The 25,458-nt window shown below is 64.1% G+C and carries 19 protein-coding genes and 4 pseudogenes; 6 read left to right on the top strand and 17 right to left on the bottom strand.

The window, feature by feature from the left end:
* From HK436_RS03285 to HK436_RS03250, 8 genes are all read right to left on the bottom strand, one after another.
* The gene (locus tag HK436_RS03285; RefSeq protein ID WP_173187319.1) at positions 1-885 is read right to left on the bottom strand and encodes a phosphotransferase family protein; all 885 of its coding nucleotides are present in this window, start codon (positions 883-885) and stop codon (positions 1-3) included.
* Between the two features lie 408 nt (positions 886-1,293).
* Positions 1,294-1,554 (bottom strand): formate dehydrogenase subunit delta, encoded by a 261-nt coding sequence (locus HK436_RS03280; RefSeq protein ID WP_173187317.1) that lies wholly within the window; start codon positions 1,552-1,554, stop codon positions 1,294-1,296.
* The gene (gene fdhD / locus HK436_RS03275) at positions 1,544-2,365 is read right to left on the bottom strand and encodes a formate dehydrogenase accessory sulfurtransferase FdhD (RefSeq protein WP_173187315.1); all 822 of its coding nucleotides are present in this window, start codon (positions 2,363-2,365) and stop codon (positions 1,544-1,546) included. The genes HK436_RS03280 and fdhD overlap by 11 nt, the downstream gene beginning before the upstream one ends.
* Before the next feature lie 42 nt (positions 2,366-2,407).
* The gene (fdhF, locus tag HK436_RS03270) at positions 2,408-5,293 is read right to left on the bottom strand and encodes a formate dehydrogenase subunit alpha (protein WP_173187313.1); all 2,886 of its coding nucleotides are present in this window, start codon (positions 5,291-5,293) and stop codon (positions 2,408-2,410) included.
* A gap of 10 nt (positions 5,294-5,303) precedes the next feature.
* Positions 5,304-5,516, bottom strand: a complete 213-nt coding sequence (locus tag HK436_RS03265; protein WP_173187311.1) for a DUF4287 domain-containing protein — start codon at positions 5,514-5,516, stop codon at positions 5,304-5,306.
* Positions 5,513-7,069, bottom strand: a complete 1,557-nt coding sequence (locus HK436_RS03260; RefSeq protein WP_173187309.1) for a formate dehydrogenase beta subunit — start codon at positions 7,067-7,069, stop codon at positions 5,513-5,515. The genes HK436_RS03265 and HK436_RS03260 overlap by 4 nt, the downstream gene beginning before the upstream one ends.
* A complete protein-coding gene (locus HK436_RS03255; protein ID WP_173189895.1) occupies positions 7,066-7,539 on the bottom strand; it encodes a formate dehydrogenase subunit gamma in 474 nt (157 codons plus the stop codon). Before HK436_RS03255 ends, HK436_RS03260 begins: the two co-directional genes overlap by 4 nt.
* Positions 7,540-7,677: 138 nt before the next feature.
* On the bottom strand, positions 7,678-8,577 hold the full coding sequence (locus tag HK436_RS03250; RefSeq protein WP_173187307.1) for a LysR family transcriptional regulator: 900 nt from the start codon (positions 8,575-8,577) through the stop codon (positions 7,678-7,680).
* A 117-nt stretch (positions 8,578-8,694) separates the two neighbouring features.
* Between HK436_RS03250 and HK436_RS03245 the strand changes: the two genes are divergently transcribed.
* The gene (locus tag HK436_RS03245; protein ID WP_173187305.1) at positions 8,695-9,858 is read left to right on the top strand and encodes an Mrp/NBP35 family ATP-binding protein; all 1,164 of its coding nucleotides are present in this window, start codon (positions 8,695-8,697) and stop codon (positions 9,856-9,858) included.
* An 88-nt stretch (positions 9,859-9,946) separates the two neighbouring features.
* Complete coding sequence (gene paaG, locus HK436_RS03240; protein ID WP_173187303.1) at positions 9,947-10,747, top strand: 2-(1,2-epoxy-1,2-dihydrophenyl)acetyl-CoA isomerase PaaG; 801 nt, start codon at positions 9,947-9,949, stop codon at positions 10,745-10,747.
* A gap of 9 nt (positions 10,748-10,756) precedes the next feature.
* Here the strand turns inward: paaG and HK436_RS03235 are convergent, their stop codons facing one another.
* Both HK436_RS03235 and pgi read right to left on the bottom strand, forming a co-directional pair.
* Entirely contained in the window at positions 10,757-11,467 is a 711-nt protein-coding gene (locus tag HK436_RS03235) for an HAD family hydrolase (RefSeq protein WP_173187301.1), read from the bottom strand.
* A 14-nt stretch (positions 11,468-11,481) separates the two neighbouring features.
* Positions 11,482-13,118 (bottom strand): annotated as a pseudogene (gene pgi / locus HK436_RS03230) (glucose-6-phosphate isomerase).
* Positions 13,119-13,344: 226 nt separating this feature from the next.
* Here pgi and pdxR point away from each other — a divergent pair.
* Positions 13,345-14,841 (top strand): annotated as a pseudogene (gene pdxR / locus HK436_RS33365) (MocR-like pyridoxine biosynthesis transcription factor PdxR).
* A 162-nt stretch (positions 14,842-15,003) separates the two neighbouring features.
* Entirely contained in the window at positions 15,004-16,587 is a 1,584-nt protein-coding gene (locus tag HK436_RS03220) for a trimethylamine methyltransferase family protein (protein WP_173187299.1), read from the top strand.
* 300 nt (positions 16,588-16,887) lie between these two features.
* On the opposite strand, the gene HK436_RS03215 is transcribed toward HK436_RS03220, so the two are convergent.
* Positions 16,888-17,289 (bottom strand): hypothetical protein, encoded by a 402-nt coding sequence (locus HK436_RS03215; protein ID WP_173187297.1) that lies wholly within the window; start codon positions 17,287-17,289, stop codon positions 16,888-16,890.
* 159 nt (positions 17,290-17,448) lie between these two features.
* On the opposite strand from HK436_RS03215, the gene HK436_RS03210 reads away from it, so the two are divergent.
* Positions 17,449-17,652 carry a DUF1059 domain-containing protein gene (locus HK436_RS03210; protein WP_173187295.1) on the top strand — a complete coding sequence of 68 codons (204 nt, stop codon included), beginning with the start codon at positions 17,449-17,451 and terminating at the stop codon, positions 17,650-17,652.
* A 43-nt stretch (positions 17,653-17,695) separates the two neighbouring features.
* Here HK436_RS03210 and HK436_RS03205 read toward each other — a convergent pair whose 3' ends face one another.
* Positions 17,696-19,495, bottom strand: a complete 1,800-nt coding sequence (locus HK436_RS03205; RefSeq protein WP_173187293.1) for an IlvD/Edd family dehydratase — start codon at positions 19,493-19,495, stop codon at positions 17,696-17,698.
* A gap of 93 nt (positions 19,496-19,588) precedes the next feature.
* On the opposite strand from HK436_RS03205, the gene HK436_RS03200 reads away from it, so the two are divergent.
* Entirely contained in the window at positions 19,589-20,041 is a 453-nt protein-coding gene (locus HK436_RS03200; protein WP_173187291.1) for an SRPBCC family protein, read from the top strand.
* Between the two features lie 30 nt (positions 20,042-20,071).
* Here HK436_RS03200 and HK436_RS03195 read toward each other — a convergent pair whose 3' ends face one another.
* The 5 genes and pseudogenes from HK436_RS03195 to HK436_RS03180 form a co-directional block, all read right to left on the bottom strand.
* Entirely contained in the window at positions 20,072-22,045 is a 1,974-nt protein-coding gene (locus HK436_RS03195; RefSeq protein ID WP_312860554.1) for a long-chain fatty acid--CoA ligase, read from the bottom strand.
* A 251-nt stretch (positions 22,046-22,296) separates the two neighbouring features.
* Complete coding sequence (locus HK436_RS03190; protein ID WP_173187287.1) at positions 22,297-22,851, bottom strand: DUF924 family protein; 555 nt, start codon at positions 22,849-22,851, stop codon at positions 22,297-22,299.
* Between the two features lie 14 nt (positions 22,852-22,865).
* Positions 22,866-23,510: pseudogene (locus HK436_RS31030) on the bottom strand (ATP-binding cassette domain-containing protein); the annotation flags it as partial.
* 186 nt (positions 23,511-23,696) lie between these two features.
* A pseudogene (locus HK436_RS31025) lies at positions 23,697-24,499 on the bottom strand (ABC transporter ATP-binding protein); the annotation flags it as partial.
* Positions 24,499-25,455, bottom strand: a complete 957-nt coding sequence (locus tag HK436_RS03180; RefSeq protein ID WP_173187285.1) for an ABC transporter permease — start codon at positions 25,453-25,455, stop codon at positions 24,499-24,501. The gene HK436_RS03180 and the pseudogene HK436_RS31025, both read right to left, overlap by 1 nt.
* Between the last annotated feature and the right edge of the window lie 3 nt (positions 25,456-25,458).

Genomic DNA, 25,458 nt, shown 5'->3' with positions numbered 1-25,458 from the left:
TCAGGGCTTTCCGTAGGTCGAGCGATAGGTGTCCAGCGCGGCGGCAAGGCGCTCGAGGTTTTCTTCGCTGTAGGCGACGAAATCGACGCCCGGCGTATCCAGGTGAAGTTCGGATACCATGCTCCACATCGCCTCGCGCAGCAGCGAGGCGCATTGCATGGCGGCGAGCGAGCGCTTCAGTTCCGGCGAGGGTGGTGCGTCGAAATAGGCCTCCAGCAGCGCCTCGGATTCCTCGGTGGAGAAGTCGGCGTTCGACGACAGCCCCGCAAGGTCGAACATGGCGGTCGAAAAGCCGGCATATTCGAAATCGATCAGCCAGAGCCGGTCGCTGGTGTCGAGCAAGTTTGCGGGCAGCAGGTCGTTATGCCCGAAGACGATCGGCAGCGGGAGCTGAGCCTTTTCCATCTCCTCGGCAAGCGCGAGATAGCCCGGCAGGTCGGCGACCTTGCGGCTGTTGCCTGCTTCCAGCGTGCGCGCGTAGTCGCGAATGACGTGGAACACCCAGAAGATGAATCCCGCGCCGGTCACGTGAGTCGGCATAGTCGTATGGAAACCACGCATCAGGTCGGCAACCCGACCGATATTGGCTCGCACGTCTTCAGCGCCGTAGGTTTTCGCGCCGAGAAACTGGCTGACCATCACGCCTGGCTGCGCGAACTCCAGTGCTGGGGCAAAGCCTGCTTCATGGGCTGCGCGGGCCGTCATCCTCTCACGCTCGCGATGAACGTGGTGGAAAGGATAGTCATCGCCGAACCGCACGACATGCTTGCCGGCATCGTCGACGACGAGAAAGTTCTCGTTTGAAAGGCCCCCATGCAGCGGCGAAATCGTGATGTCGCCTTTCCAGCAGGGAAGATTGCGAATGGCGGTGTAGAGAGAGTCCATGGCCGCAGAGTGTTTCGAGGTCTAGCGGGTTGTCAATCGGCCACGCCCGACCGGCAGTTCTGATATTGCGGAAGGTGTTAGGGTCGCAAGACCGGCGTCATATGGACGACATATTGGGCATCTAGAAACGCTGCCAACACGAAATCGTCCTCCCGATGACCACGGATGAACTGGCATCGACGGCGGGATGTAGGGAAGGGTCGGGTCAATCCCGGCCTTTTTCGTTTTTATCGCTTGTGGTCGATGCCGCTCCCCTTATCCGTGCGTCCTTCGAGGCTCGCTGCGCTCACACCTCAGGATGAGGGAAGTGGATTGATCGACCCCACTCACAGCGGGCTCGATGCACTACAGTCCTCATCCTGAGGTGCGAGCGCAGCGAGCCTCGAAGGACGCACGGAAAGGCTGGATCTACCCCGCCTTGCGCTCTTCGGCCGGGCGCCGGATCGAGGCCGATGCTTCGAGAACTATGGGCAGAAGTCCCTCGCCGCCGGCGTCGACGACCTCGAAGAAGTGTCGCCGCATGCGCGGTTCCCAGAATTTGTTGATGTGCTCGGCGGTGCCGGCAACGCCTTCATCGTGCGGCTTGGACAGGAAGAAGGTGCCGATCTGGTTCGCCATGCGGATCAGCTTCGCGTGCGGGCCATTGGCCCCGGTATCGTCATGCGACATGCCTGGCCACTCCACTTGTCAGACGATGGGGATGGGTGAAAACGTCGAATTCCTCGCCGCGCACCAGCGCAACCAGCGTCATGCCGGCGTCCTCGGCGGTGCGGACCGCAAGGGCGGTTGGCGCGGAAATGGCGATGATGACGGGCGAGCCGATGGCCGCCGCCTTCTGCACCATTTCGACCGAGACGCGCGACGTCACCACGACCGCGCCGGTCGATCCGTCGACGCCCGCGCGCGCCAGTGCGCCCGCGAGCTTATCGAGCGCGTTGTGGCGGCCGACATCCTCGCGCGCGGCGACTATGCCCTTGCCTACCAGGTAGAAGCCCGCGGCATGAACCGCGCCGGTCTGCGCATGCAGTGGCTGCAGGCGCGACAGGTCGCCGACAGCTCGAACAATGTCGTCCGCAAAAAGCGTAAGCGAAGACGCACTGACGTCGCGCGTCTGGCGCATCGCCTCGTCGATCGATTCGATGCCGCAGAGCCCGCAACCGACGGGGCCAGCCAGACGCCGACGCCGCGCCTCGAACTGCCGGTTGGCGGTGTCTTTCAGGCGGATCTGTATATCGATGCCTTCGCCCGCTTCTTCCACCGTGATCGCATCGATCTCCTCCGGCGAGGCGACGATGCCCTCCGTCAGCGAGAAGCCGGTGGCGAAATCCTCAAGGTCGGCGGGCGACGCCATCATCACAGCGTGGGTCGTGCCGGCATAGCTTAGCGCGACCGGCGTTTCCTCAGGCACCATGCGCGCCGCGGCCTTGGTGCCGCCGGCTCGGCGCGCGATGCGTGTGGTGGAGGCGAGGGGGTTCCTCATCAAAGCGTACGGGGTGGGGGTAAAGTCACGCGGGACGCATCCTTACTCCGCCGCCTCCAGCCGACCGGCGATGCGGCGGGACTGGCGGGACAGTTCCTCGTATTCCTCCTGCCATTCCGACGGGCCGTTGGACGGGCCGACCTGAACCGCGGTCACCTTGTATTCCGGGCAGTTGGTCGCCCAGTCTGAGAAGTCCGTGGTGATGACGTTGGCCTGCGTGTCGGGGTGGTGGAACGTCGTGTAGACGACGCCCGGTGACACGCGATCGGTGATCTGCGCCCGAAGCGTGGTCTCGCCTGCCCGGCTCGTCAGCCGCACCCAGTCGCCGTCGCGGACCCCGCGCTGTTCGGCGTCGTGCGGATGGATTTCGAGCACGTCCTGATCGTGCCAGATCACGTTTTCGGTGCGGCGCGTCTGCGCGCCGACATTGTATTGCGAAAGGATGCGGCCGGTGGTGAGCAGCAGCGGGAAGCGCGGCCCCGTCTTCTCGTCGGTCGCGACATATTCGGTGCGGATGAACTTGCCCTTGCCGCGCACGAAGCCGCCGACATGCATAATCGGCGTGCCTTCCGGGGCCTTCTCGTTGCAGGGCCACTGCACCGAGCCCTTTTCGTCCAGCAACGCATAGCTGACATTCTGGAAGCTCGGCGTGGTGGTGGCGATCTCGTCCATGATCTGCGAGGGATGGGTGTAGGCCCAGTCGAGCCCCATGGCCTGGGCGAGCTTCTGCGTCACCTCCCAATCGGCATAGCCGTTCTTCGGCGCCATCACCTTGCGCACGCGGTTGATGCGGCGCTCGGCATTGGTGAAGGTCCCGTCCTTCTCCAGGAAGGTCGAGCCCGGCAGGAACACGTGGGCGTAGTTGGCGGTTTCGTTGAGGAACAGGTCGTGCACGACGACGCATTCCATCGCGGCAAGGCCGGCAGAGACGTGCTTGGTGTCGGGGTCGGACTGCAGGATGTCCTCACCCTGGATGTAGATGCCCTTGAAGGAACCTTCGACCGCGGCATCCAGCATGTTCGGAATGCGCAGGCCCGGCTCGTTGTCGAGCTTGACGCCCCACAGCGCTTCGTAGATGTCGCGCACCGCATCGCCGGAGACGTGGCGGTAGCCCGGCAGCTCGTGCGGGAAGGAGCCCATGTCGCAGGAGCCCTGTACGTTGTTCTGGCCGCGCAGCGGGTTCACGCCAACGCCGGGCCGGCCGATATTGCCGGTCAGCATGGCGAGGTTGGCGATGCCCATCACCGTGGTGGAGCCCTGGCTGTGCTCCGTCACGCCGAGGCCGTAATAGATCGCGCCGTTGCCGCCGGTGGCATAGAGCCGCGCGGCCCCGCGGATGGTCTCCGGATCGACGCCTGCGAGCTTGCCGACAACCTCCGGGGAATTGCTTTCGTCGGCGACGAAGGACGCATAATCCTCGAACTCCGACCAATCGCAGCGCTCGCGGATGAAGGCTTCGTTGAAAAGGCCCTCGGTGACGATGACATGCGCGAGCGCGGTGACGACGGCAACATTGGTGCCGGGCCGCAGCGGAAGGTGATGCGTTGCCTTCGCATGCACTGAATCCACCGTCTCGGTGACGCGCGGATCGAGCACGATCAGCTTTGCCCCCTGACGGATGCGCTTCTTCATACGGGAGGCGAAGACCGGATGCGCGGCTGAAGGATTGGCGCCGATGACCATGATCACGTCGGAATGCTCGACGGAATCGAAATCCTGCGTGCCGGCCGAGGTGCCGTAGGTCTGGCCGAGGCCGTAGCCCGTCGGCGAGTGGCAGACGCGGGCGCAGGTGTCGACATTGTTGTTGCCGAAGCCCTGCCGGATGAGCTTTTGGACGATATAGGTCTCTTCGTTGGTGCAGCGCGAGGATGTAATGCCGCCGATCGAGCCCCTGCCGTACTGATACTGGATGCGGCGGAACTCGCTGGCGATATGCGCGAACGCTTCTTCCCAGCTCACCTCGCGCCAGGGATCGGTGATCTTTTCGCGCACCATCGGGTTGAGGATGCGCTCCTTGTGGGTGGCGTAACCCCAGGCGAACCGGCCCTTGACGCAGCTATGGCCCCGATTGGCCTTGCCGTCCTTCCAGGGCACCATGCGCACCAGCTCATCGCCGCGCATCTCGGCCTTGAACGAGCAGCCGACGCCGCAATAGGCGCAGGTGGTGACGACGGAATGTTCCGGCTGGCCGATCTCGATGACCGATTTCTCGGTCAGTGTCGCCGTCGGGCAGGCCTGCACGCAGGCGCCGCAGGATACGCACTCGGACGAGAGGAAATCCTGGTGCATGCCGGGCGATACCCGGCTTTCGAAGCCGCGCCCCTCGATCGTCAGCGCGAAGGTGCCCTGCACCTCCTCGCACGCCCGCACGCAACGCGAGCAGACGATGCATTTCGACGGATCGTAGGTGAAATAAGGGTTGGATTCGTCCTTCGGCATCCAGCGGAAATTGTCCGCTCCGTCGGTGCGATCCTTGGCGAAGACGTGGTTGTCGCCCTCATAGCCGTAGCGCACGTCGCGCAGCCCCACTGCGCCGGCCATGTCCTGCAGTTCACAGTCGCCATTGGCCGCGCAGGTCAGGCAATCGAGCGGGTGGTCGGAGATGTAGAGTTCCATCACCCCGCGCCGAATGTCCTTCAGCCGGCCGGTCTGGGTATGCACCACCATGCCCGGCGCAACCGGCGTGGTGCAGGAGGATGGGGTGCCGTTGCGGCCTTCGATCTCGACAAGGCACAACCGGCAGGAACCGAATGCGTCGACCATGTCGGTGGCGCACAGCTTCGGAATCTGGATGCCCGCCTCCATCGAGGCGCGCATGACCGAGGTGCCTTCGGGTACGGTGACCTCGAAGCCGTCGACGGTCAGCGTAACCTGTTTTTCGGCCTTCGAAGCGGGGGTGCCGTAGTCGATTTCGTGGATGAGACCCATGGGAATGCTCCTAGCGGTCCTTGTTCTCTGTCAGCGTGTGCGCGACGAGTGCGTTTGCGTGACCATGGCCGAGGCCGTGCTCGCTCTTCAGCCAGTTCACGATTTCCATGTGTTTAGCGCCGACCCGCTGCTGGATCAGCGTCTTCCAATGGTCGATCGGCTGGCCATAGGTCTTTTCGATCGATGGGAAATAGGAAGCGGGGCCTTTGACCTTCTCGTTCATTCCGCGGCCTCCAGCTTCGCCTGCGGCGCGAAATCGTCCGGAAAATGGTTGATGGCGCTCATGACTGGGTAGGGCGTGAAGCCGCCCAGTGCGCAGAGCGATCCGAACTTCATCGTGTTGCAGAGGTCGGTAACGAGTGCGCGGTTCTTTTCCGGCTCGATGCCGGCAGCGATCTTGTCGAGCGTCTCCACCCCGCGCGTCGAACCGATGCGGCAGGGTGTACACTTGCCGCAGCTTTCGATGGCGCAGAATTCCATCGCGAAACGGGCCTGCTTGAGCATGTCGGCCGTATCGTCGAAGACGGTGATGCCGGCATGGCCGATAAGCCCGTCCTTGGCCGCGAAGGCTTCGTAGTCGAAGGGCGTATCGAACAGGTCGCGGGGGAAATAGGCGCCAAGCGGTCCGCCGACCTGAACCGCCTTGACCGGCCGGCCGGTGGCCGTGCCGCCGCCGATCTCGTCGACGATCTCGCCCAGCGAGAGGCCGAAGCCGGCCTCGAACAGGCCGCCATGCTTCACATTGCCGGCGATCTGGATCGGGATCGTGCCGCGCGAACGGCCCATGCCGAAGTCGCGGTAGAATTCGCCGCCCTTGTCGAGGATGATCGGCACCGAGGCGAGCGAAATCACATTGTTGATGACGGTTGGTTTTCCAAAGAGCCCCTGGATGGCCGGCAGCGGCGGCTTGGCGCGCACCACGCCGCGCTTGCCTTCGAGCGAATTGAGTAGCGACGTTTCCTCGCCGCAGACATAGGCCCCGGCGCCGGCACGGATCTCGATGTCGAAGGCGTTGGGCGACCCGAGAACGGCTGGACCCAGAACACCGGCGCGCCGCGCGACGCGGACCGCCGCCTCCATGGCGCGGATCGCGTGCGGGTATTCGGAACGGATATAGACGAAGCCCTTTGTCGCGCCGGTGGCGATGCCTGCAATCGCCATGCCCTCGATCAGCACGAAGGGGTCGCCCTCCATGATCATGCGGTCCGCGAAGGTCGCGCTGTCGCCTTCGTCAGCGTTGCAGACGATGTATTTGCGCTCGGCAACCGTGTCGTGAACGGTCTTCCACTTGATCCCGGTGGGAAAACCCGCACCACCGCGTCCGCGCAGGCCGGAATCCGTCACCGTCTGCACGATGTCGGCCGGCGCCATCGCCACGGCCTTCCTCAGGCCGGCCAGCCCGCCATGGGCCTCGTAATCGTCGAGCGAAAGCGGGTCGGTGATGCCGCAGCGCGCGAAGGTCAGCCGGGTCTGCTTCGCCAGGAACGGTATCTGTTCAGGATTGCCAAGCGACAGCCGATGCTGCCCGCCCGAGATCAGTCCGGCATCGAACAACGAGGTGACGTCGGATGGCTTCACCGGACCATAGGCGACGCGGCCGGCGTCAGTCGCCACCTCGACCATCGGCTCCAGCCAGTAGAGGCCACGCGAGCCGTTGCGCACGATGGTCGCCTCGATGCCGCGCGCTCCAAGCTCGGCGGCGATGGCCTTCGCGACCTTCTCCGCGCCAAGCGCCAGCGCGCCCGAATCGCCGGGGATGTAGATGACGGGGCTCACGTCCGCACCTCCGCCGTGATTTCCGCGACCGTGTCTGCGTCCAGCCGTCCGATCACCTCTCCGTCGAGCATGGCGGCTGGCGCACATGCGCAGAGGCCGAGGCAATAGACCGGCTCAAGCGTGACCGAACCATCCGCCGCCGTCTGGTGAAAGTCGACGGCGAGCGCGGCCTTGACCTGCGCGGCGATCGCGTCCGAACCCATCGACTGGCAGGCTTCCGCCTGGCAGAGCTTGAGCACATGCCGTCCGGCAGGCTGGATGCGATAGTCGTGATAGAAGGTGACGACGCCGTGTACCTCGGCCTTGGAGAGGTTCAGCGCCTCGGCGATGACCGGAAGCGCCTCGGTGGGCACGTAGCCGAACTCTTCCTGAACGCCGTGGAGGATGGGCAGAAGCGGCCCCTCGAGGCCCTTAAGTTCCTCGATGATCGCGGCGACCTGCGCCTCGGTTTCGGTACCTTGCGACTGCATCACGCTGCAGCGCCCTCCCTGTTCCTTGCCGGAATTCGCTAAGTCTTTATGAGAACAGACGAAACCGGCAATATCAATAAAGCAGTCCCGTCGTTTGATAGAAGTTGTCTATCGTTCGGGTCGTGCCGGGATCATGGATTAGAGATGTTCGGCAAAATCGCCTGCCAGCGTCATCGCCTCGTCAAGCAGCGCCGCCACCAGCGGCGTGTGCGGCTCGCGCTTGGCCGCCACGAGGCCGACGATGTGGCGGGCGTCGGGTTCGACGATCGGTATGGCCCGGATAGGCTCCGAGAAGCCGAAGGTTTCCGCGAGGTTGAGCGGCATGATCGATGACCATTTCCCGGTGCGGATATGGGAAAACAGCAGGATCATCGAGTTGGATTCCAGCGTCGGCCGCGCCCCGGTGCCCGCTTCGGCCAGATGCTGGTCGATGATGCGGCGGTTCTGCATGTCGGGGGTCAGCAGGCACAGCGGCAGTTCGGCGACTTCAGCCCAGGTTACGCGTTCCCGGTCGGCGAGCGGCGTTCCCGCCGCCGTGATGAGCTGGTAGCGCTCGGCGTAAAGCGGCACCGAGACCACGCGGCCAAGCGGCTCGTTGTCGAGATAGGTGATGCCGGCGTCGATGTCGAAATTGCCGAGCAGCGACAGCACCTCGATCGAGGTGCGCGACAGAATGGTGAAGGTGACGCCGGGGTGCTTCTTGCGGAATGGCGTGGTCAGAAGCGGCGTCATGGCGAGCGCGGTCGGAATGGCTGCGATCCGAAGGCGGCCGGAGAGGCCGTGGCGGGCTGCGCGCATCTCCTCCTTCATCGTGCGGGCGTCGCCGGTGATGCGCCGCGCCCAGGCAAGCACCTGTTCGCCTTCCGGCGTCAGGCCCTGAAAGCGCGATCCGCGCTGCACCAGCATCACGCCAAGCTGGTCCTCGAGTTGCTTGACCGCGGCCGAAAGCGTCGGCTGGGTGATGCCCAGTTCCTCGGCTGCCTTGCCGAAATGCCGCGTGCGCGCCAGCGCAATGAAGAATTCGAGCTTGTCGATCATGGGCGGACATTAGTCTCGTCAGCGCCGGATCGCCACAGTCACTGTGGGCCTGCCCTTGGCCAGGCATGCAAACTGCATTATCTGGGCAGCACAAAGAAACAAGCGGAAGCAAACGCCATGTCCGTGACCACGGAAGCAGTCCTCGAAACGCTGAGGACGATCAAGGGCCCCGATTTCGAGGGCGACATCGTCTCGCTGGGGCTGGTCTCCGATATCTTCATCGCCAACTCCAAGGTGTTCTTTTCCGTCACCGTACCCGCCGATCGTGCGCAGGCGCTGGAGCCATTGCGCGCGGCCGCCGAGCGCGCGGTGAAGGCGATGCCGGGCGTCGAGGGCGCCGTCGTGGCATTGACGGCCGAAAAGAAGGGCGGCGGCATGGAAGCAGCGGCCCCGCCACCACCGCCCCGGCCGGCCGCGCCGCCGCGTCCGGCGCCGGCCCAGGCTGCGCCCGCCGGGAAGCAGCGCGGCAAGGCCGGCGTGCCGGGCGTCGAGGCGATCATCGCGGTTGCATCGGGCAAAGGCGGTGTCGGCAAGTCGACCACCGCCGTCAATCTCGCGCTTGGCCTCGCGGCCAACGGGCTCAAGGTCGGCATCCTCGATGCCGACATATACGGTCCCTCGATGCCGCGGCTTCTCGGCATCTCCGGCAGGCCGCAGACGGTCGACGGCAAGATTCTCAAACCGATGGAGAATTACGGCGTAAAGGTCATGTCGATGGGATTCCTCGTCGATGAGGAGACGCCGATGATCTGGCGCGGGCCGATGGTGATGTCGGCGCTGACCCAGATGCTGCGCGAGGTCGAATGGGGCGCGCTCGACGTGCTCGTCGTCGACATGCCGCCCGGCACCGGCGACGCGCAGCTCACCATGGCGCAGGCCGTGCCGCTCGCGGGCGCCGTCATCGTCTCGACACCGCAGGACCTCGCCCTGATCGATGCCCGCAAGGGACTGAACATGTTCCACAAGGTCGATGTGCCGCTGCTCGGCATCGTCGAGAACATGAGCTATTTCCTCGCGCCTGACACCGGTAAGCGCTACGACATCTTCGGCCACGGCGGCGCGCGCCGGGAGGCCGAGCGCCTCGGCGTGCCTTTCCTTGGCGAGGTACCGCTGACGATGGACGTGCGCGAATCCTCCGACGCTGGTACGCCGGTTGTCGTCTCCGACCCGCAGGGCGCACAGGCTACGGTCTATCGCGACATCGCCGGCAAGGTCTGGGAGCAGGTGAAGGCCGCAAGCGCCGCGTCTGCAGCGGCAGCGCCGGCAATCGTATTCGAGTAGGGGATTAGGGGAACAGGGCGTAAGGCAGTGAGGGGAGAAGAGCTTGAATGCCCTACTGCCTTATTCCCCTCAATTCAGGGAGGAACCTTTGTCCGAAACACCCGTCATTCATGAACGCCGCGACGGCTATGCCGTCATCACGTTGAACCGGCCCGAACGGCTGAATGCGTTCAACGAGGCCCAGCATCTGGCTTTGCGCGCCGCGCTGGAGGCCTGCGAGGCCGACAGGGATTGTGGCGCGATCGTATTGACGGGGGCAGGGCGCGGTTTCTGCGCCGGGCAGGACCTGTCCGACCGCGATCCTACGATCCTGGGCGAGAGTCCCGACCTCGGCATGACGCTGGAGACCTATTACAACCCACTGGTGCGCAAGTTGCGGGCGCTGGAAATGCCGGTCATCTGCGCCGTCAACGGTGTGGCTGCGGGCGCAGGCGCCAACATCGCCCTTGCCTGCGATGTCGTGCTGGCGGGCAAATCGGCGAAGTTCATACAGGCCTTCTCAAAGATCGGTCTCATCCCCGATGCAGGCGGCACCTACTGGCTGACGAAACATCTTGGCGAAGCACGCGCCAAGGCGCTGGCGCTGACGGCGCATCCGCTCTCCGCAGAGGATGCGGCGCAGTGGGGGCTGATCTGGAAGGCGGTGGATGACTACAGGCTGATGGAGGAGGCGACGGCTCTTGCCGAAGGCTTCGCCAAAGGCCCCACGCGCGCCTATGCGCTGACAAAACAGGCGATCCAGGCCGCGACAATGAACGACCTCGATGCGCAGCTCGAGGTCGAGCGCAGCTTGCAGCGCGAAGCCGGCTGGTCCGACGACTACAAGGAAGGCGTTGCCGCCTTCCTGCAGAAGCGGCCAGCGGATTTCAAAGGTCGCAGAAGCAGCTAGTCGCCCTTATCACGCCTGTACGGCCAGGTACTCCGGCAGGTCCGCCACCGAATCGAGAATCACGTCGGCGAGCTGGCTGAGCGAGTCGCGGGTTCCAGTGCCCGAAAGCACACCGACGGCGAGCCCTGCGCCTGCCGCCTTTGCCATTTCGAGGTCGTGGCGGTTGTCGCCCACCATGGCTACCTGCGAAGGCCGCAGGCCGGTGAAGTCGCAGAACGCGTAGACGGTATCGGGCGCCGGCTTCGGATTGGCAACGGCGTCGTATCCGTAAGTGGCGGCGAACATTTGCGCGACCCCCAGCGCAAGCAGCGTGCGTTCGGCGCCGCCGGTGGAATCGTTGGTCGCGATGCCGAGCTGGCGGCCGGTTGCGTGCAAGGCGGCAAGCGCTTCCCGGCAGCCGGGCAGAACGACTGGCTTGGATGCGCCTTCCTCGGTGGTGAAGCGATCGAATTCGGCGATCAGCGCCTGCCGGGCGCCGTTGGCAAGATGTGGATACCAGAGGCTGACGATATCGGCATTTGTGCCGGCGGCGAAGATCGAGTCCGGCCGGAAGCTGTGCGTCGCGAAATCGAAGCCGGCCACGTCGAGCAGATCGTTGGCGCGGTCGCGGTCGCCGTCCGCCGCGCGCAGCGCGAGAATGTCACCGATGGCGAACCATGTGGCGTGGAAATCGACAAGTGTGCCGTCCTTGTCGAAAAGGATGCCCTTGATGTCGGCCAAGTTAATCGCCTTCGCTACTGGAGTTCGCGCATGTGTCGCACGAGGCCTGCGGTGGATGCGTCGCGGCCTGCGGCATCCTCCTTGCCTTCCACGACAGGCAGAAGCCCCGTGGCCAGCTCCTTGCCGAGCTCCACGCCCCACTGGTCGAACGCGTTGATGTCGAAGAGCTGCGCTTCCACGAAGACCCGGTGCTCGTAGAGCGCGATCAGCCTGCCGAGCGTGAATGGATCGAGCGTGCGGTAAAGCAGCGTTATCGACGGCCTGTTGCCGGAGAAAACACGGTGCGGCGCGATGCGCTCGACCTCCTGTGTGGCCATGCCTTTCGCAAGCATCTGCGCGCACGCTTCTTCCAGTGTGCGGCCCTTCATCAACGCTTCCGACTGCGCGAAGCAATTGGCGACGAGCAGATCGTGATGGTGGTGCAGCTCCGGCTCATGGCCCACTGCCGCGATGAGAAATTCGACCGGGATGACGTCCGTGCCCTGGTGCAGGAGCTGGAAGAAGGCGTGCTGGCCGTTGGTGCCGGGCTCGCCCCAAACAAGCGGGCCGGTGGGTGTGGAAACCGGCGTCCCGTCGAGCGTCACACCCTTGCCGTTCGATTCCATGTCGAGCTGCTGGAGATACGCCGGCAACCGGGCAAGACGCTGGTCGTAGGGAATAACCGCACGGGCAGGATAATCGCAGACGACGCGATGCCAGTAGCCGACCAGCCCCAGCATCATCGGCAGATTGTGCTGCAGCGGTGCGGTCTCGAAATGCCGATCCATCGCATTGGCACCATCGAGCAGCCTGCCGAAATTCTCCGGCCCGATCGCGATCATCACCGGCAGGCCGATGGCCGACCACATCGAATAACGCCCGCCGACCCAATCCCAGAAGCCGAAGACACGGTCTTCAGCGATGCCAAAAGCGGCCACCTTGTCGAGCGCGGTAGAGACGGCCGCGAAATGGGCCGACACCGCGTCTTCGCCAAGCGCTCCGGCGATCCAGCGCCGTGCCGTCTCGGCGTTGGTCATGGTTTCGATGGTGGTGAAGGTCTTCGATGCGACGATGAAAAGCGTCGAGGCGGGGTTGAGCCCCTTTAAGGTGTCGGCGATATGAGCGCCGTCGACGTTGGAGACGTAATGCGCGCGCGGGCCGTCATGATAGGGCGCGAGCGCCAGCGTCGCCATGGCTGGTCCCAGGTCGGAACCGCCGATGCCGATATTGACTACGTCGGTGATCTTGCTGCCGGTGGCGCCGGCGATCGTGCCGGAGCGGATGCCGTCGGCGAAAGCTGCCATCGCATCCAGGACTGCGCGCACGTCGCCCATCACGTCGGCGCCGTCGACTTTACGGCACGATCCGAGCGGTTGCGCAGGGCGGTGTGCAGGACCGCGCGCCCCTCGGTAGTATTGATCGCTTCGCCGGCAAACATGGCGGCACGGCGCTGCTCCACCTTGGCGGCGCGGGCAAGCTGTTCGAGCAGCGCAAACGTTTCCGCCGTTACCGCGCATTTGGAGAAGTCGAAGAGCAGATCGTCCAGCCGCAGCGAGAAGGCCTCGAAACGGCCCGGGTCGGATGTGAAGGCTGCGCGCATGTCGAGCGGCATAAGCGCGGCGTGGTGGGTCTTGAGCGCGGCGAGCGCCTCGTCGAAACCTGTCCTGTCCATATCTGTCTCCGCCAGCTTTTGGGGCAGCCGCAACCGGTCGTGCCGGCGCGCGCGGATTCATAAGCCTTGGGCAGCCGAACGTTCAAGCGGCAAATGGCCCAAACGCCGATCTATCAGTGGCACAAATTGGTATCATCAATTTATTTCATTGGCTTAAGTCATTGGCCCAGTCTTGAATGCGTTGCGCCAGAGACCGTCGAGTCTCTCGGCATTCGGGAGTGAAGCCATGCCTACGCGAACCGATCCGGCCATATGGTCCGGCTTGTTCAGGATTTCGGCCGATTCCGGCCAGACGCTTCAGGCGCAGATCCGTCAGGCCATCGTGGCCGCCATCCTCGATCGGCAGATCGCGGCGTCGATGCCGCTGCCCTCTTGCCGTATCTTGGCGGAAAAGCTCGGCGTTGCGCGCGGCACGGTGGTGCTGGCGTTCCAGCAGCTCGTCGATCAGGGATTTCTCATCGCGAAGGAGCGCCGCGGTCACTTCGTTAACCCTGAGGTGCTCGCAACCCCCGGACGCATGCGCGAGGTTCCCAACCGCGAGCAGCAGGACAAGATCGACTGGAAAGCGCGCCGGCAGATCGCCGCTTCCGACATGCCCGAGCCGACCAAGCAGGAGAACTGGATCAAGTCGTCCTACCCGTTCGTCTACGGGCAGTTCGATCCGGCGCTGTTTCCGACCGCAGAATGGCGCGAGTGCAACCGCATGGCGCTTGCCGTGCTGGAGATTCGTAACTGGGCGGCCGACATGGTCGACCGCGACGATCCGTTGCTGATCGAGCAGATCCAGGCGCGCCTTCTGCGCGGCGCGGCATCTTCGCCAATCCGGACGAGATCATCGTCACGCTGGGCGCGCAGAACGCGCTCTACATGCTGGCCACGCTGCTGATGAACAAGGGTTCGCGGGTGGCTATGGAGGATCCGGGCTATCCCGATGCGCGCTCCATCTTCCAGCTTGCAGGTGCCGAGGTCGCGCCAGTCAGGGTCGACAAGGACGGCATCGATGTAGGCGCCATCCCCCGCGAGAGCGACTTTGTCTTCGTGACGCCCAACCACCATTGCCCGACGATGGTGTCGCTGAGCGAGGCGCGTCGCCGGCAGTTGCTGGCCGATGCCGAGGCGCACGACCGCATCATCATCGAGGATGGCTATGACAGCCAGCTCATGGACGACGCGCCGCAGCAGGCGCTACGCGGCATGGACCGTTCTGGGAGGGTGGTCTACGTCGGATCGATGTCCAAGACGCTCGCGCCGGGCCTGCGGCTCGGCTACATCGTCGCCTCCGCCGGCCTTATCGCCGAGCTGCGCGCACTGCGCCGCTTCATGCTGCGGCATCCGCCGGCAAACAACCAGCGCGCCGTGGCGCTGTTCCTCTCGCTCGGTCACCACGAGGCGCTGGTGCGCCGGCTGTCGGCCGCGTTCGCGGAACGCCGCAAGCGGCTTGCCCATGCGGTCGACGCCTTCCTGCCGGAATGGCGTTTCGGCGAGACGCCCGGCGGAACCTCGCTCTGGCTGGAAGGCCCACGTGGCACGGACAGCGCCGCGCTGGCCCAGATGGCTGAGGCGCGCGGGGTTCTGGTCGAGCCAGGCGCGCGCTTCTTCGACCGACCCGAGAAAGAACGGGCACTTCCTGCGGCTGGGCATTTCGTCGATTGCGCTGCAGCACATCGAGCCGGGCATCCGCGAACTGGCGACGGCGGCAGGTCGCAGGCCGGCCGCCGCCTGATCCTATCCTTTGAGCCAGCATTTCAGTGCTGGCTCATCTTCGCCGAATCGGCTGGCACAATCCCGCAAACCGCGACCGCGCCATAGTTCCCGAAGGCGCAGCGACAAGAGTGGCCCGTAGATGGCCGCCCCCGCTGCCCGAACGCCAGTTGGGGAACTGTCGATGCCGGTCACGGTCGATGAACAACAGGCTGCCGCACCCGCTTCCAGGCGCTCAGGCGGCCGCGAGGCGCGGCGTGCGATGCGGGCAGCGCCCCTTGCGCAGGACATAAATCCGGTCAGGCCGGGGCTTGAAGGCGGCCGCTACCAACCGCTCGACCGTAACGACATGGACCAGATCCACGAGGCAGTCCTGACGATCCTCGAAACGGTCGGCTTCGCCAACGCCATTCCGAGCTGTATCGCCGCGCTGACGCGGGCCGGGGCGCAATATGGCGCGGACGGCCGCATCCGCTTTCCGCGCGCGCTGGTGCTGGAGACGGTCGCAAAGGCCGCGCGCCACTTCACCCTCCACGGCCAGGATGAGCGGCACGACATGGTCGTGCAGGGTAGTCGGGTGCATTACGGCACGGCGGGCGCGGCGGTGCATGTGGTCGATGTCGAAAAGCGCGAATACCGGGAATCGCTGCTGCAGGACATCTACGATGCCGCCCGCATCGTCGACGCGATGGACAACATCCATTTCTTCCAGCGCCCGATGGTGGCGCGCGACATGGTCGACCCCGCCGATCTCGACCTGAACACGCTCTATGCCTGCCTGATGGGCACGACCAAGCATGTCGGCACCAGCTTCACGGTTCGCGAAAACGTCGCGCCAGCGCTCGACATGCTTTATGCTATCGCCGGCGGCGAGGCGAGTTTCCGCGCCCGCCCGTTCGTCTCCAATTCCAACTGCTTCGTCGTGCCGCCGATGAAGTTCGCCGAGGATGCCTGCGGTGTGCTGGAGGCCTGTGTGGAGGGCGGCATTCCGATCCTGCTGCTTTCCGCGGGGCAGGCGGGCGCGACGGCTCCTGCTGCCATCGCCGGCGCGGTGGTGCAGGCCGTTGCCGAGGTGCTGGCAGGCCTCGTCTATGTCAACGCGCTGGTGCCGGGGCATCCCTGCATTTTCGGCACATGGCCCTTCGTGTCGGACCTGCGCACCGGTGCGATGTCGGGCGGCTCCGGCGAGCAGGCGCTCTTGACGGCGGCCTGCGCGCAGATGGCGCAATATTACGACCTGCCAGGCGGCTCGGCGGCCGGCATGGCCGATTCCAAGCTGCCCGACGCCCAGTCAGGTTACGAGAAGGGCATCACCGACGTGATGGCGGGCCTTTCCGGGCTCAATCTGGTCTACGAGTCGGCCGGCATGCACGCCTCGCTCCTCGGCTTCTGCCTGGAGAGCCTCATCATCGATAACGACATGATCGGCCAGTGCCTGCGCTGCGTGCGCGGCATCGAGGTGTCGGAGGCAAGCCTGTCGGTCGCTTCGATAGCCGATGTCTGCCTCAACGGGCCGGGCCACTATCTCGGCCACGAGCAGACCTTGCGGCTGATGCAGACGGAATATTTCTATCCGGCCATCGCCGACCGGTTCAGCCCGAAGGAATGGAACGAGAAGAGCAGGCCCGACATGCTCCAGCGCGCGATCGCCGAGAAGCGGCGTATCCTGGAAACGCACTTTCCCCGGCACATATCCCGCGAAATCGACGATGCGCTGCGCGCCCGCCATGCCAACATCTACCTGCCGCGCAAGGCGATGGGCTGGTAGGCGGGGCTGAAGATCGCGCGGCGCGGTCTATCGCCGCTATGATCGGTGCGTCCTTCGAGGCTCGCTACGCTCGCACCTCAGGATGAGGGCTGTTTTGCAGTGCTCCCGCAAGGTGGTGGGATCGAAGATCGGTCTGTTGCACGCAGGTCGGAGCCTACAGCGTTGAGTGTTTGATCAACCCACTTCCCTCATTCTGAGGTGCGAGCCCCCGGGTCTTGCCTTCGGCAAGCCCGAGGACAGGTTCCGCGAGCCTCGAAGGACGCACGACAGAGCCGCATGCCGTCGTCGGATTTGCCGAATCTACTCGACGCTCAGCTCAAAGCGGGCGATGATTTCAGGGTGCATCAGCCTCGCATGAAGCGCGAGCAGCACCAGTTGCGCATCAATGCCGCCATTGCCGTCCAGGGCGTGTTCGATGCGGGCCTCGACATCGTTCACGCGATCGGTGCCGTTGACGGCTGCAAACGCCTCCGGACCCACCGCGCAATAGGCGAACAGGCCGGCCAGTGGCGGATAGGCTTCAGGCGGAGGCTCGGCATCCGGCCAGTGATCCTTCATCAGGTTGACGATCGTCAGCTTGACGCCTTCGGGGACAAGCGCGGGGTGAAGGTCGACGGATCGCAGCGCGGCATCCAGCCGGCGCAAGTCTTCCGAGCGGCCGAACAATCCGAAGAAGCCGAGAGATGAATTGCGTCTGGTCAAGAATACGTTCCGTTGAGCCACAAAAGCGGGACCGGTTACTTATACGCAATAATGTGACGGCACATCTTTTTTGCGTAGAGCAAACCGTGTGACGAGCATCCAGTACGGGAGTACAATATGCCCCAAGCGGGGTTTGTGCCTGGTACCGGGAGGTTCGACATGGCGCGCAAATACATAGACTGCCGCGAATTTCCAAGTGAAATGAAATGCACGGTTGCAATCTCGGCCGATGGCGAAGACGAACTCGTCGAAGCCGCCGTTCAGCATGCCGTTGCTGTGCATGGAGAGCACGACACTCCCGACTTCCGGAAGGAAATCAGGAATGCCATGCATGAGGGTACGCCACCTCTGACGGTGGCGTAGCAAGCCGAAACGGGACCGTGCCTTCTGGCGCGGCCCCGTTCGTTCAGTGATTGTTTCGCGGCACGCCTTTTTCCTGCGCGACCCGCCGGTATTTCACCGCGGGTTTCAGCACCATGCCGGCTGAGAGCTGGTCGACCATGCCGCGCTGGATTTCCTGCCACGGCGTCTGGTGCTCGGGATAGGCGTAGCCGCCATCGGCTTCCAGTTTCGCGCGGCGCTCGGTGAGTTCCGCGTCCGAAATCAGGATGTCGGCTGTCGCCTTGCGCAAGTCGATCCGCACGCGGTCACCGCTCCTCAGCAGAGCCAGCCCGCCGCCGACCGCGGCCTCCGGTGACGCATTGAGGATCGACGGACTGCCCGACGTGCCGGATTGCCGCCCGTCGCCGATGCATGGCAGGGCGTGCACACCCTTTTTGATGAGATAGGCCGGCGGCTGCATATTCACGACTTCCGCCGCACCCGGATAACCGACCGGCCCGGTCCCGCGCATGAACAGAATGGTGTTTTCGTCGATGCCGAGCGCAGGGTCCTCTATGCGGTTGTGATAGTCTTCCGGTCCGTCGAACACCATCGCCTTGCCTTCGAAGGCGTCCGGATCCTCGGGGTTGGAAAGGTATCGTTCGCGGAATTCCGTCGAGATCACGCTCGTCTTCATGATGGCGGAATCGAACAGGTTACCCTTGAGGTTGATAAAGCCGGCATGCTCCTTGAGCGGTGCGGAAACCGATCGGATTACCTTGTCGTCGAGGTTTTCCGTCTTGGCGCAATTCTCGCCCATGGTGCGGCCGTTCACGGTGCGCGCATCGGGATGCGGAAGGAGACCGCCCTTCATCAACTCGGCCACCACAGCCGGCACACCGCCAGCATGGTGATAGTCCTCGCCGAGATATTCGCCGGCCGGCTGCAAATTGACCAGCAGCGGCACATGGTGGCCGACGCTCTGCCAGTCGTCATTGTCGAGCGGCACGCCGAGATGGCGCGCGATGGCATTGAGATGGATCGGCGCGTTGGTCGAGCCACCAATGGCGGAGTTTACGACGATGGCATTCTCGAACGCCTCGCGCGTCATGATGTCGGAGGGCTTGAGATCCTCGTGCACCATCTCCACCGCGCGCCGGCCCGTCTCATACGCGATCTGGCCGCGTTCACGGTAGGGTGCGGGAATGGCCGCGGAGCCCGGAAGCTGCATGCCCAGCGCCTCGGCAAGGCTGTTCATCGTCGTGGCCGTGCCCATCGTGTTGCAGTAGCCGACCGAAGGGGCCGATGAGGCGACGAGGTCCATGAAGCCGCTATAGTCGATCTCGCCGGCGGCCAGCATTTCTCGGGCCTTCCAGACGATGGTGCCCGAGCCGGTGCGCTCGCCGCGATGCCAGCCATTGAGCATTGGGCCGACCGAAAGCGCGATGGCGGGAATGTTGACGGTGGCAGCGCCCATCAGCATCGCCGGCGTGGTCTTGTCGCAGCCGATGGTGAGCACAACGCCGTCGAGCGGATAGCCGTAAAGCACCTCCACCAGGCCGAGATAAGCGAGGTTGCGGTCGAGCGAGGCGGTGGGGCGCTTGCCTGTCTCCTGGATCGGATGAACCGGAAACTCGAAGGCGAGCCCGCCGGCCGCGGTGATGCCGTCGCGCACGCGCTTTGCCAGTTCGATGTGGTGGCGGTTGCAAGGCGACAGGTCGGAGCCGGTCTGTGCGATGCCGATGATCGGCTTGCCGGACTGAAGCTCCTCGCGGGTAAGCCCGTAGTTGAGATAGCGTTCGATGTAGAGTGCGGTCATGCCCGGGTCGGCGGGGTTGTCGAACCATTGCTGGGACCGAAGTTTCGTCCTGGCTGTACCGGCCATGTGCATTTCCCTCTTTTGTAGCAGGCTCCATTTATTGCATGCTCGCAGGCGATTACGCTACATCTGAGCAAGCCACGCGGGAGGATTTGAGCCATGGCGATGACGATCGAAGGCGAGGAGCGGATCGAGGCGCCGATCGGCAAGGTCTGGGAAGCGCTGAACGACCCGGAGGTGCTGGCCGCCAGCATCCCCGGCTGCGAAAGCCTCGAGAAGAAATCCGACACTGAGCTTGAGGCGGTTGTGACCCTCAAGATCGGGCCGATCAAGGCCAAGTTCAACGGCGAGGTCGAGCTCAAGAATCTCAAGCCGCCTCACTCCTACACCATCCAGGGCGAAGGCAAGGGCGGCATCGCCGGCTTCGCCAAGGGCGGTGCCGACGTGACGCTGACCGAGGATGGTCCCGACGCGACGATCCTGCGCTATGAAGCGAAGGCCGATGTCGGCGGCAAAATCGCCCAGCTCGGCAGCAGGCTCATCGCCTCGACGTCGAAGAAGCTGGCGGGTCAGTTCTTCTCCAACTTCAACGAAAAGGTAAGCGCCGGCTGACGGAATTCGCCTGCCGGCGCGCCTGGTGGGCTACCGCAGCTCGCGCCGAAGAATCTTGCCGACATTGGTCTTCGGCAGCTCGGTGCGGAACTCGACCTGTCTGGGCCGCTTGTAGCCGGTCAGCTTGTCCTTGCAGAACTCGATGAGGTCCTTGTCGGTAAGGTTCGGGTCCTTCTTCACGACGAAGATCTTCGGCACCTCGCCGGATTTCTCGTCGGGCACGCCGACCGCCGCCACCTCGAGCACGCCCGGATGCATGGCAATGACGTCCTCGATCTCATTCGGGTAGACGTTGAAGCCGGAGACCAGGATCATGTCCTTCTTGCGGTCGACGATCTTGACGTGGCCGCGCTCGTCCATGAAGCCCATATCGCCCGACTTGAAGAAGCCGTCCTTGGTCATCACCTTGGCGGTCTCGTCAGGACGATTCCAGTAGCCCGCCATGACCTGAGGGCCCCTGATGCAGATCTCGCCCACTTCGCCGAGCGGCACGTCCTTGCCGTCCTCGTCGCGGATGGCGATCTCCGTCGACGGGATCGGCAGGCCGATCGTGCCGGAGAATTCGTCGGCGTCAAATCGGTTGGCGGTTGCGACTGGTGACGTTTCCGACAGGCCATAGCCCTCGGAGATGACGATGCCCGTCAGCTTCTTCCAGCGCTCGGCGACCGCCTTCTGCACGGCCATGCCACCACCGAAGGTGAGAAGCAGAGGCTTGAAGTCGAGCTTCTGGAAATCCTCGTTGTTCAGCAGTGCGTTGAACAGCGTGTTGAGGCCCGGGAAGACGTTGACCGGATACTTCTGCAGTTCCTTCACGAAGGCGGGGATGTCGCGCGGGTTTGCGATGAGGATGTTCTCGGCCCCCTGCTGCATGCCCATCAGCGCGTTCACGGTGAGCGCGTAGATATGATAGAGCGGCAGCGCGCAGACATAGATCAGCCGGTCCGGCTTCGGCCGCTTCACATAAGCGCTTTCCACCCACAGTGCGTTCTGGGCAACGTTGGCGAGCACATTGCTGTGCAGCAGCGTTGCGCCCTTCGAAACGCCGGTCGTGCCGCCGGTATATTGCAGAAACGCAACGTCATCGAGGCCGACATCGGGCTTTTTGAAGGTCTTCGACCGGCCTTGGCTGAGCGCGTCGTTGAACTTGACGTGGCCGGGCAGCGACCAGGTGGGCACCATCTTCTTCACCCGGCGCACGACGAGATTGATGATGAAGCCCTTGAGGCCGAGCATGTCGCCCATGGCGGCGACAATCACGTGCTTGACCGGGGTGTTCTTGAGCACCGCCTGGAGCGTGGTGGCGAAGTTTTCCAGGATGACGATCGCCTCGGCGCCGGAATCCTTCAACTGGTGCTCGAGTTCGCGCGGCGTGTAGAGCGGATTGACGTTGACCACGGTGTAGCCGGCCCGCAGGACTGCCATCATCGTCACCGGATATTGCAGCACGTTGGGCATCATGATCGCGACGCGCGCGCCCTTGGCGAGACCCTTCGACTGAAGATAGGCGGCAAGGTGGCGCGAATGCTCCTCAAGCTGCGAGAAGGTGAGCGTCTTGCCCATCGAGCTGAAGGCCGGCCGCGCAGCGAAGGTCGCGCACGACTTGACCATCATGTCGCCGATCGAGGCGTCGGCAATCGGCTCGATCTCGTGCTTGACCACGTCGGGATAGCTCGCAAGCCACGGCTTTGCCGATGCCTTGGCAGATGCGGCCTTCTTTGGCGTGGAGGCCGCCTTTGCAGTCTTCGCAGATGTCGCCTTGGATGCGGGAGCGGCCTTTGCCGCTGCCTTGGCTGTGGGCTTTGTAGCCGCCTTCCTGGCGGCCGGAGCTGCCTTGTCGGCGGTGACCTTCGCAGCGGAAGCTTTGGTTGCAGCAGTCTTCGACGTCGGTGAGGCCTTCGCAGGAGCTTTGACGGTCGCCGTCTTCGGGGCTGCGGCCTTGGCCGGCGCCTTTCGCTGGGCGGCGGACGATTTTGCCGGCGCTTTTGCGGTAGCAGGCTTTGTCACCGCTGTCTTGGTTGCCGCCGGCTTGGCCTTCGCGGCGGTCGTGGTCTTCTTCGGCGCGGCCGTCGTCTTCGCCTCGGCGGCCTTCGCACCCGGCTCCTTCTTGGTCGTTTTGGTTGCTGCCGACTTTTTGCCGGAAGCAGTCTTTGCCGGGGTCTTGGCCACGAGTTCCTCCCTGAGAGCTCTTGTTATGCGTCTATCTAGGGCGACAACCCACGCGGGTGCAAGTCTCGCTGGGGAAGTACGGGCAGCTCTTACTGCCCGTAGCCGGAATGCCCTTCGAGGAACGAAACCTCGGCTTGGGTGCTTTCGCGCCCAAGCACGCGGTTGCGGTGTGGAAAGCGTCCGTATTGCGCAACGATGTCACGGTGCTCGATCGCGTATTTCAGCCCGTCGTCCTCGCCCAGCATCCGGAAGAGGTCGACGCACCGCTCCTGATCCGCCGAAACCTCCGAATGCATGAAGGGCATGTAGATGAACGACTTGGCCTTCGGCTCGACCTGGCTGTCGTAGCCGCGGTCGACAGCCAGCCGGGCGATGCCGATGGCAAGGTCGTCGGTAGCGAAGGCGGCCGCCGTCTTGCGGAACATGTTGCGCGGGAACTGGTCGAACAGGATGATCGCCGCCAGCGCCGTCTGCGGGTCGTCAATCGTCTTCACGTCAAGTTCGGCTTTCTGGCGCTCATAGACGTCCAGAAAGCGCGATCTTATTTTCTCATCCAGTTCCGGTGCGCCGCCGAACCAGTCCTCATAGGTGAGTTCCTCGAACCAGAACTTGAGGATGTCGTCGACCCACTTTTCGCGCGTCATGGCTTTTCCCTTTCCTATTCAACCTTCGAGATGTCCGGCACCGAGTTGAGCAGCATGCGTGTGTACTCAACCTTCGGGGCGTCGAAAATCTCGTCGACCGGACCCTGTTCCACCAGCACACCGCCGTGCATGACGCCGACATCGTCGGCCATCTGTCGCACGACTGCGAGATTGTGGCTGATCAACAGATAGGTCAGACCGAACTCGTCTTGAAGCCCGCGCATCAGGTCCAATACCTGCGCCTGTACCGAAACGTCCAGCGCCGAGGTCGGCTCGTCGCAGACGATGAACTCCGGCTGGCTGGAAAGCGCGCGGGCGATGGCGATGCGCTGGCGCTGGCCGCCGGAGAACTCATGCGGGAACTTGCGCATGACGATCGGATCGAGACGAACCTTTTCGAGCAGGTCGGCGACGCGGTCCTCCGCCTCGCGCTTGCCGCTGACCAGTTTCAGCGCCCGCATCGGCTCAGCAATGATGTCGCCGACCCGCCAGCGCGGGTTGAGGCTGGCATAGGGATCCTGGAAGATCATCTGCACGCGCTGCCGGCGCTTCTGCGTACCCGATCCGCTTTCCCAGATGTCCTCGTCTTCCAGCAGCACCCGGCCCGATGTCGGCGGGATGAGCCCCACCAGCATGCGCGCGCACGTCGACTTGCCGGAGCCGGATTCGCCGACCAGCCCGTAGGTGGAGCCCTTGCGGATGCCGAAGGACACGTCCTGCACCGCCTTGACGACGGAGCGCTTCGAACCCTTCACGAGCCGGTCGAAGAACGACGGCGACAAGTCGAAGTCCCGCGTCAGGTTCTCCACCTTGACGAGCTGTGTCGCTGCCGGCGGCACGTCGTGGCGGCGTGTCTCGTCACGGATCGACGGGATCGAGTCGATCAGGCCGATCGTGTACTCTTCCTTCGGTCGCTTGATGATGTCGCCGACTGTACCGGTCTCGACGATCCTGCCCTTGTTCATCACGATCATGCGGGTCGCCGTTTCGGCGATGACGCCCATGTCGTGCGTTACGAGCATGACGGCCGCGCCGCGGCTTTCGCACAACTGCTTGAGCACCTTGATGATCTGCGCCTGAACCGACACGTCCAGCGCCGAGGTCGGTTCGTCGGCGATGATCAGGTCGGGCTCCGCCGACAGTGCCAGCGCGATGACGACACGCTGGCGCATGCCGCCGGAGAACTGGTGCGGATAGCTGTCGATGCGGGTTTCGGGCGAGGGATGCCGGCTTCGCCGAGAAGCTCGATCGCCCGCTGCCGGGCCTGCGCCTCGTTCATCGGCAGATGCCGACGGATGGTTTCCACCAGCTGCTGACCCACCGTGTAGAGCGGGTTGAGCGATGTCAGCGGGTCCTGGAAGACCATGCCGATGCGCTTGCCGCGCAGCTTGGCCATTTCTTCCGGCGGCAGGTTGTCGATGCGCTTGCCGCTCAGGTAAATCTCGCCCCCGGCAATATGGCCCGGCGGCTCGATCAGGCCGATGATGGCAGCGCCCGTCATCGACTTGCCGGCACCGGACTCGCCAACGACACCGAGGATTTCACCCGGCATGATGTCGAAGGACACGTCGTTGACGGCGGTGAACAGGCCTCGTCGAAGCGGAAATTCGACGACGAGGTTGCGGACTGAAATGATGGGCTCAGTCATCAGCGCAGCCTCGGGTTGAGCGCGTCGCGCAGCCAGTCGCCAAGCAGGTTCACGGCCAGAGCCAGCAGCACCAGCGTGATGGCGGGGAAGAACAGGATCCACCATTCGCCCGAGAACAGGAACTGCTGACCGATGCGGATCAGCGTCCCGAGCGAGGGCTGGGTCGGCGGTACGCCGACGCCGAGGAACGACAGCGTCGCCTCCTCGATGATCGCCAGCGCAAGCCCGATGGTGGCGATCACCAGCACGGGAGCCATAACGTTCGGCAGCACGTGACGGACGAGGATGACCAGCGGATGCACGCCCATGATGCGAGCTGCCGAAACGTAGTCCTTCTGCCGTTCGACCATGGTGGCCCCGCGCACCGTGCGTGCGAACTGCGCCCAGTTGGAAAGGCCGATCGCCACGATGAGCACCCAGATCGCCATGCCTTCCTGCTGGCTTGGCGGAATGATGCCGCGCGCGATGCCGAAGATGAGCAGCGCGATCAGGATGGCGGGGAAGGAGAGCTGGATGTCGGCGACGCGCATGATGATGGAGTCGGTCGTGCCGCCGACATACCCGGCGGTGAGGCCGAGCGAAATGCCGATCGCCATCGCAAACAGCGTTGCCGAAACGCCGACGAACAGCGACACGCGGCTGCCATAAAGAATGGTCGACAGCACGTCGCGCCCCTGATGGTCGCTGCCCAGCAGGAAGTAGTTGCCCATCATCGAGTTTGAGTTCGGCGCGGTGAAGCCGTCCATCAGGTTGAGGCTTGCAGGGTCGAACGGATTGTAGGGCGCGATCCATGGCGCCAGGATCGCCGCGAGCACGAGCACGAATGCCACGGTTGCAGCGACGATGGTGACCGGCGAGCGCCGGAACGAGAAGAAGACGTCGGAATCCCACATGCGGTAGAGGCGGGACGGCGGCTTGGTGGCCACGGGCGTGGCCGGGTTTTGTGGTGTGGACATGGG

The organism is Neoaquamicrobium sediminum (assembly GCF_013240295.1).
In the GTDB taxonomy this organism is placed as follows: domain Bacteria; phylum Pseudomonadota; class Alphaproteobacteria; order Rhizobiales; family Rhizobiaceae; genus Aerobium; species Aerobium sediminum.
This window is presented reverse-complemented; position numbering and strand designations above follow the sequence as displayed.

What these genes read in the sequence shown, in the direction of transcription:
- HK436_RS03280 (WP_173187317.1), bottom strand. Translation starts at nt 1,554, where the DNA reads ATGTCGCATGACGATACCGGGGCCAATGGCCCGCACGCGAAGCTGATC.
- HK436_RS03200 (WP_173187291.1), top strand. Translation starts at nt 19,589, where the DNA reads ATGGCGATGACGATCGAAGGCGAGGAGCGGATCGAGGCGCCGATCGGC.
- HK436_RS03210 (WP_173187295.1), top strand. Translation starts at nt 17,449, where the DNA reads ATGGCGCGCAAATACATAGACTGCCGCGAATTTCCAAGTGAAATGAAA.
- HK436_RS03205 (WP_173187293.1), bottom strand. Translation starts at nt 19,495, where the DNA reads ATGGCCGGTACAGCCAGGACGAAACTTCGGTCCCAGCAATGGTTCGAC.
- HK436_RS03245 (WP_173187305.1), top strand. Translation starts at nt 8,695, where the DNA reads ATGTCCGTGACCACGGAAGCAGTCCTCGAAACGCTGAGGACGATCAAG.
- HK436_RS03265 (WP_173187311.1), bottom strand. Translation starts at nt 5,516, where the DNA reads ATGAACGAGAAGGTCAAAGGCCCCGCTTCCTATTTCCCATCGATCGAA.
- fdhD (WP_173187315.1), bottom strand. Translation starts at nt 2,365, where the DNA reads ATGAGGAACCCCCTCGCCTCCACCACACGCATCGCGCGCCGAGCCGGC.
- HK436_RS03255 (WP_173189895.1), bottom strand. Translation starts at nt 7,539, where the DNA reads ATGCAGTCGCAAGGTACCGAAACCGAGGCGCAGGTCGCCGCGATCATC.
- HK436_RS03190 (WP_173187287.1), bottom strand. Translation starts at nt 22,851, where the DNA reads ATGACGCGCGAAAAGTGGGTCGACGACATCCTCAAGTTCTGGTTCGAG.
- HK436_RS03220 (WP_173187299.1), top strand. Translation starts at nt 15,004, where the DNA reads ATGCCGGTCACGGTCGATGAACAACAGGCTGCCGCACCCGCTTCCAGG.
- fdhF (WP_173187313.1), bottom strand. Translation starts at nt 5,293, where the DNA reads ATGGGTCTCATCCACGAAATCGACTACGGCACCCCCGCTTCGAAGGCC.
- HK436_RS03285 (WP_173187319.1), bottom strand. Translation starts at nt 885, where the DNA reads ATGGACTCTCTCTACACCGCCATTCGCAATCTTCCCTGCTGGAAAGGC.
- HK436_RS03180 (WP_173187285.1), bottom strand. Translation starts at nt 25,455, where the DNA reads ATGTCCACACCACAAAACCCGGCCACGCCCGTGGCCACCAAGCCGCCG.
- HK436_RS03250 (WP_173187307.1), bottom strand. Translation starts at nt 8,577, where the DNA reads ATGATCGACAAGCTCGAATTCTTCATTGCGCTGGCGCGCACGCGGCAT.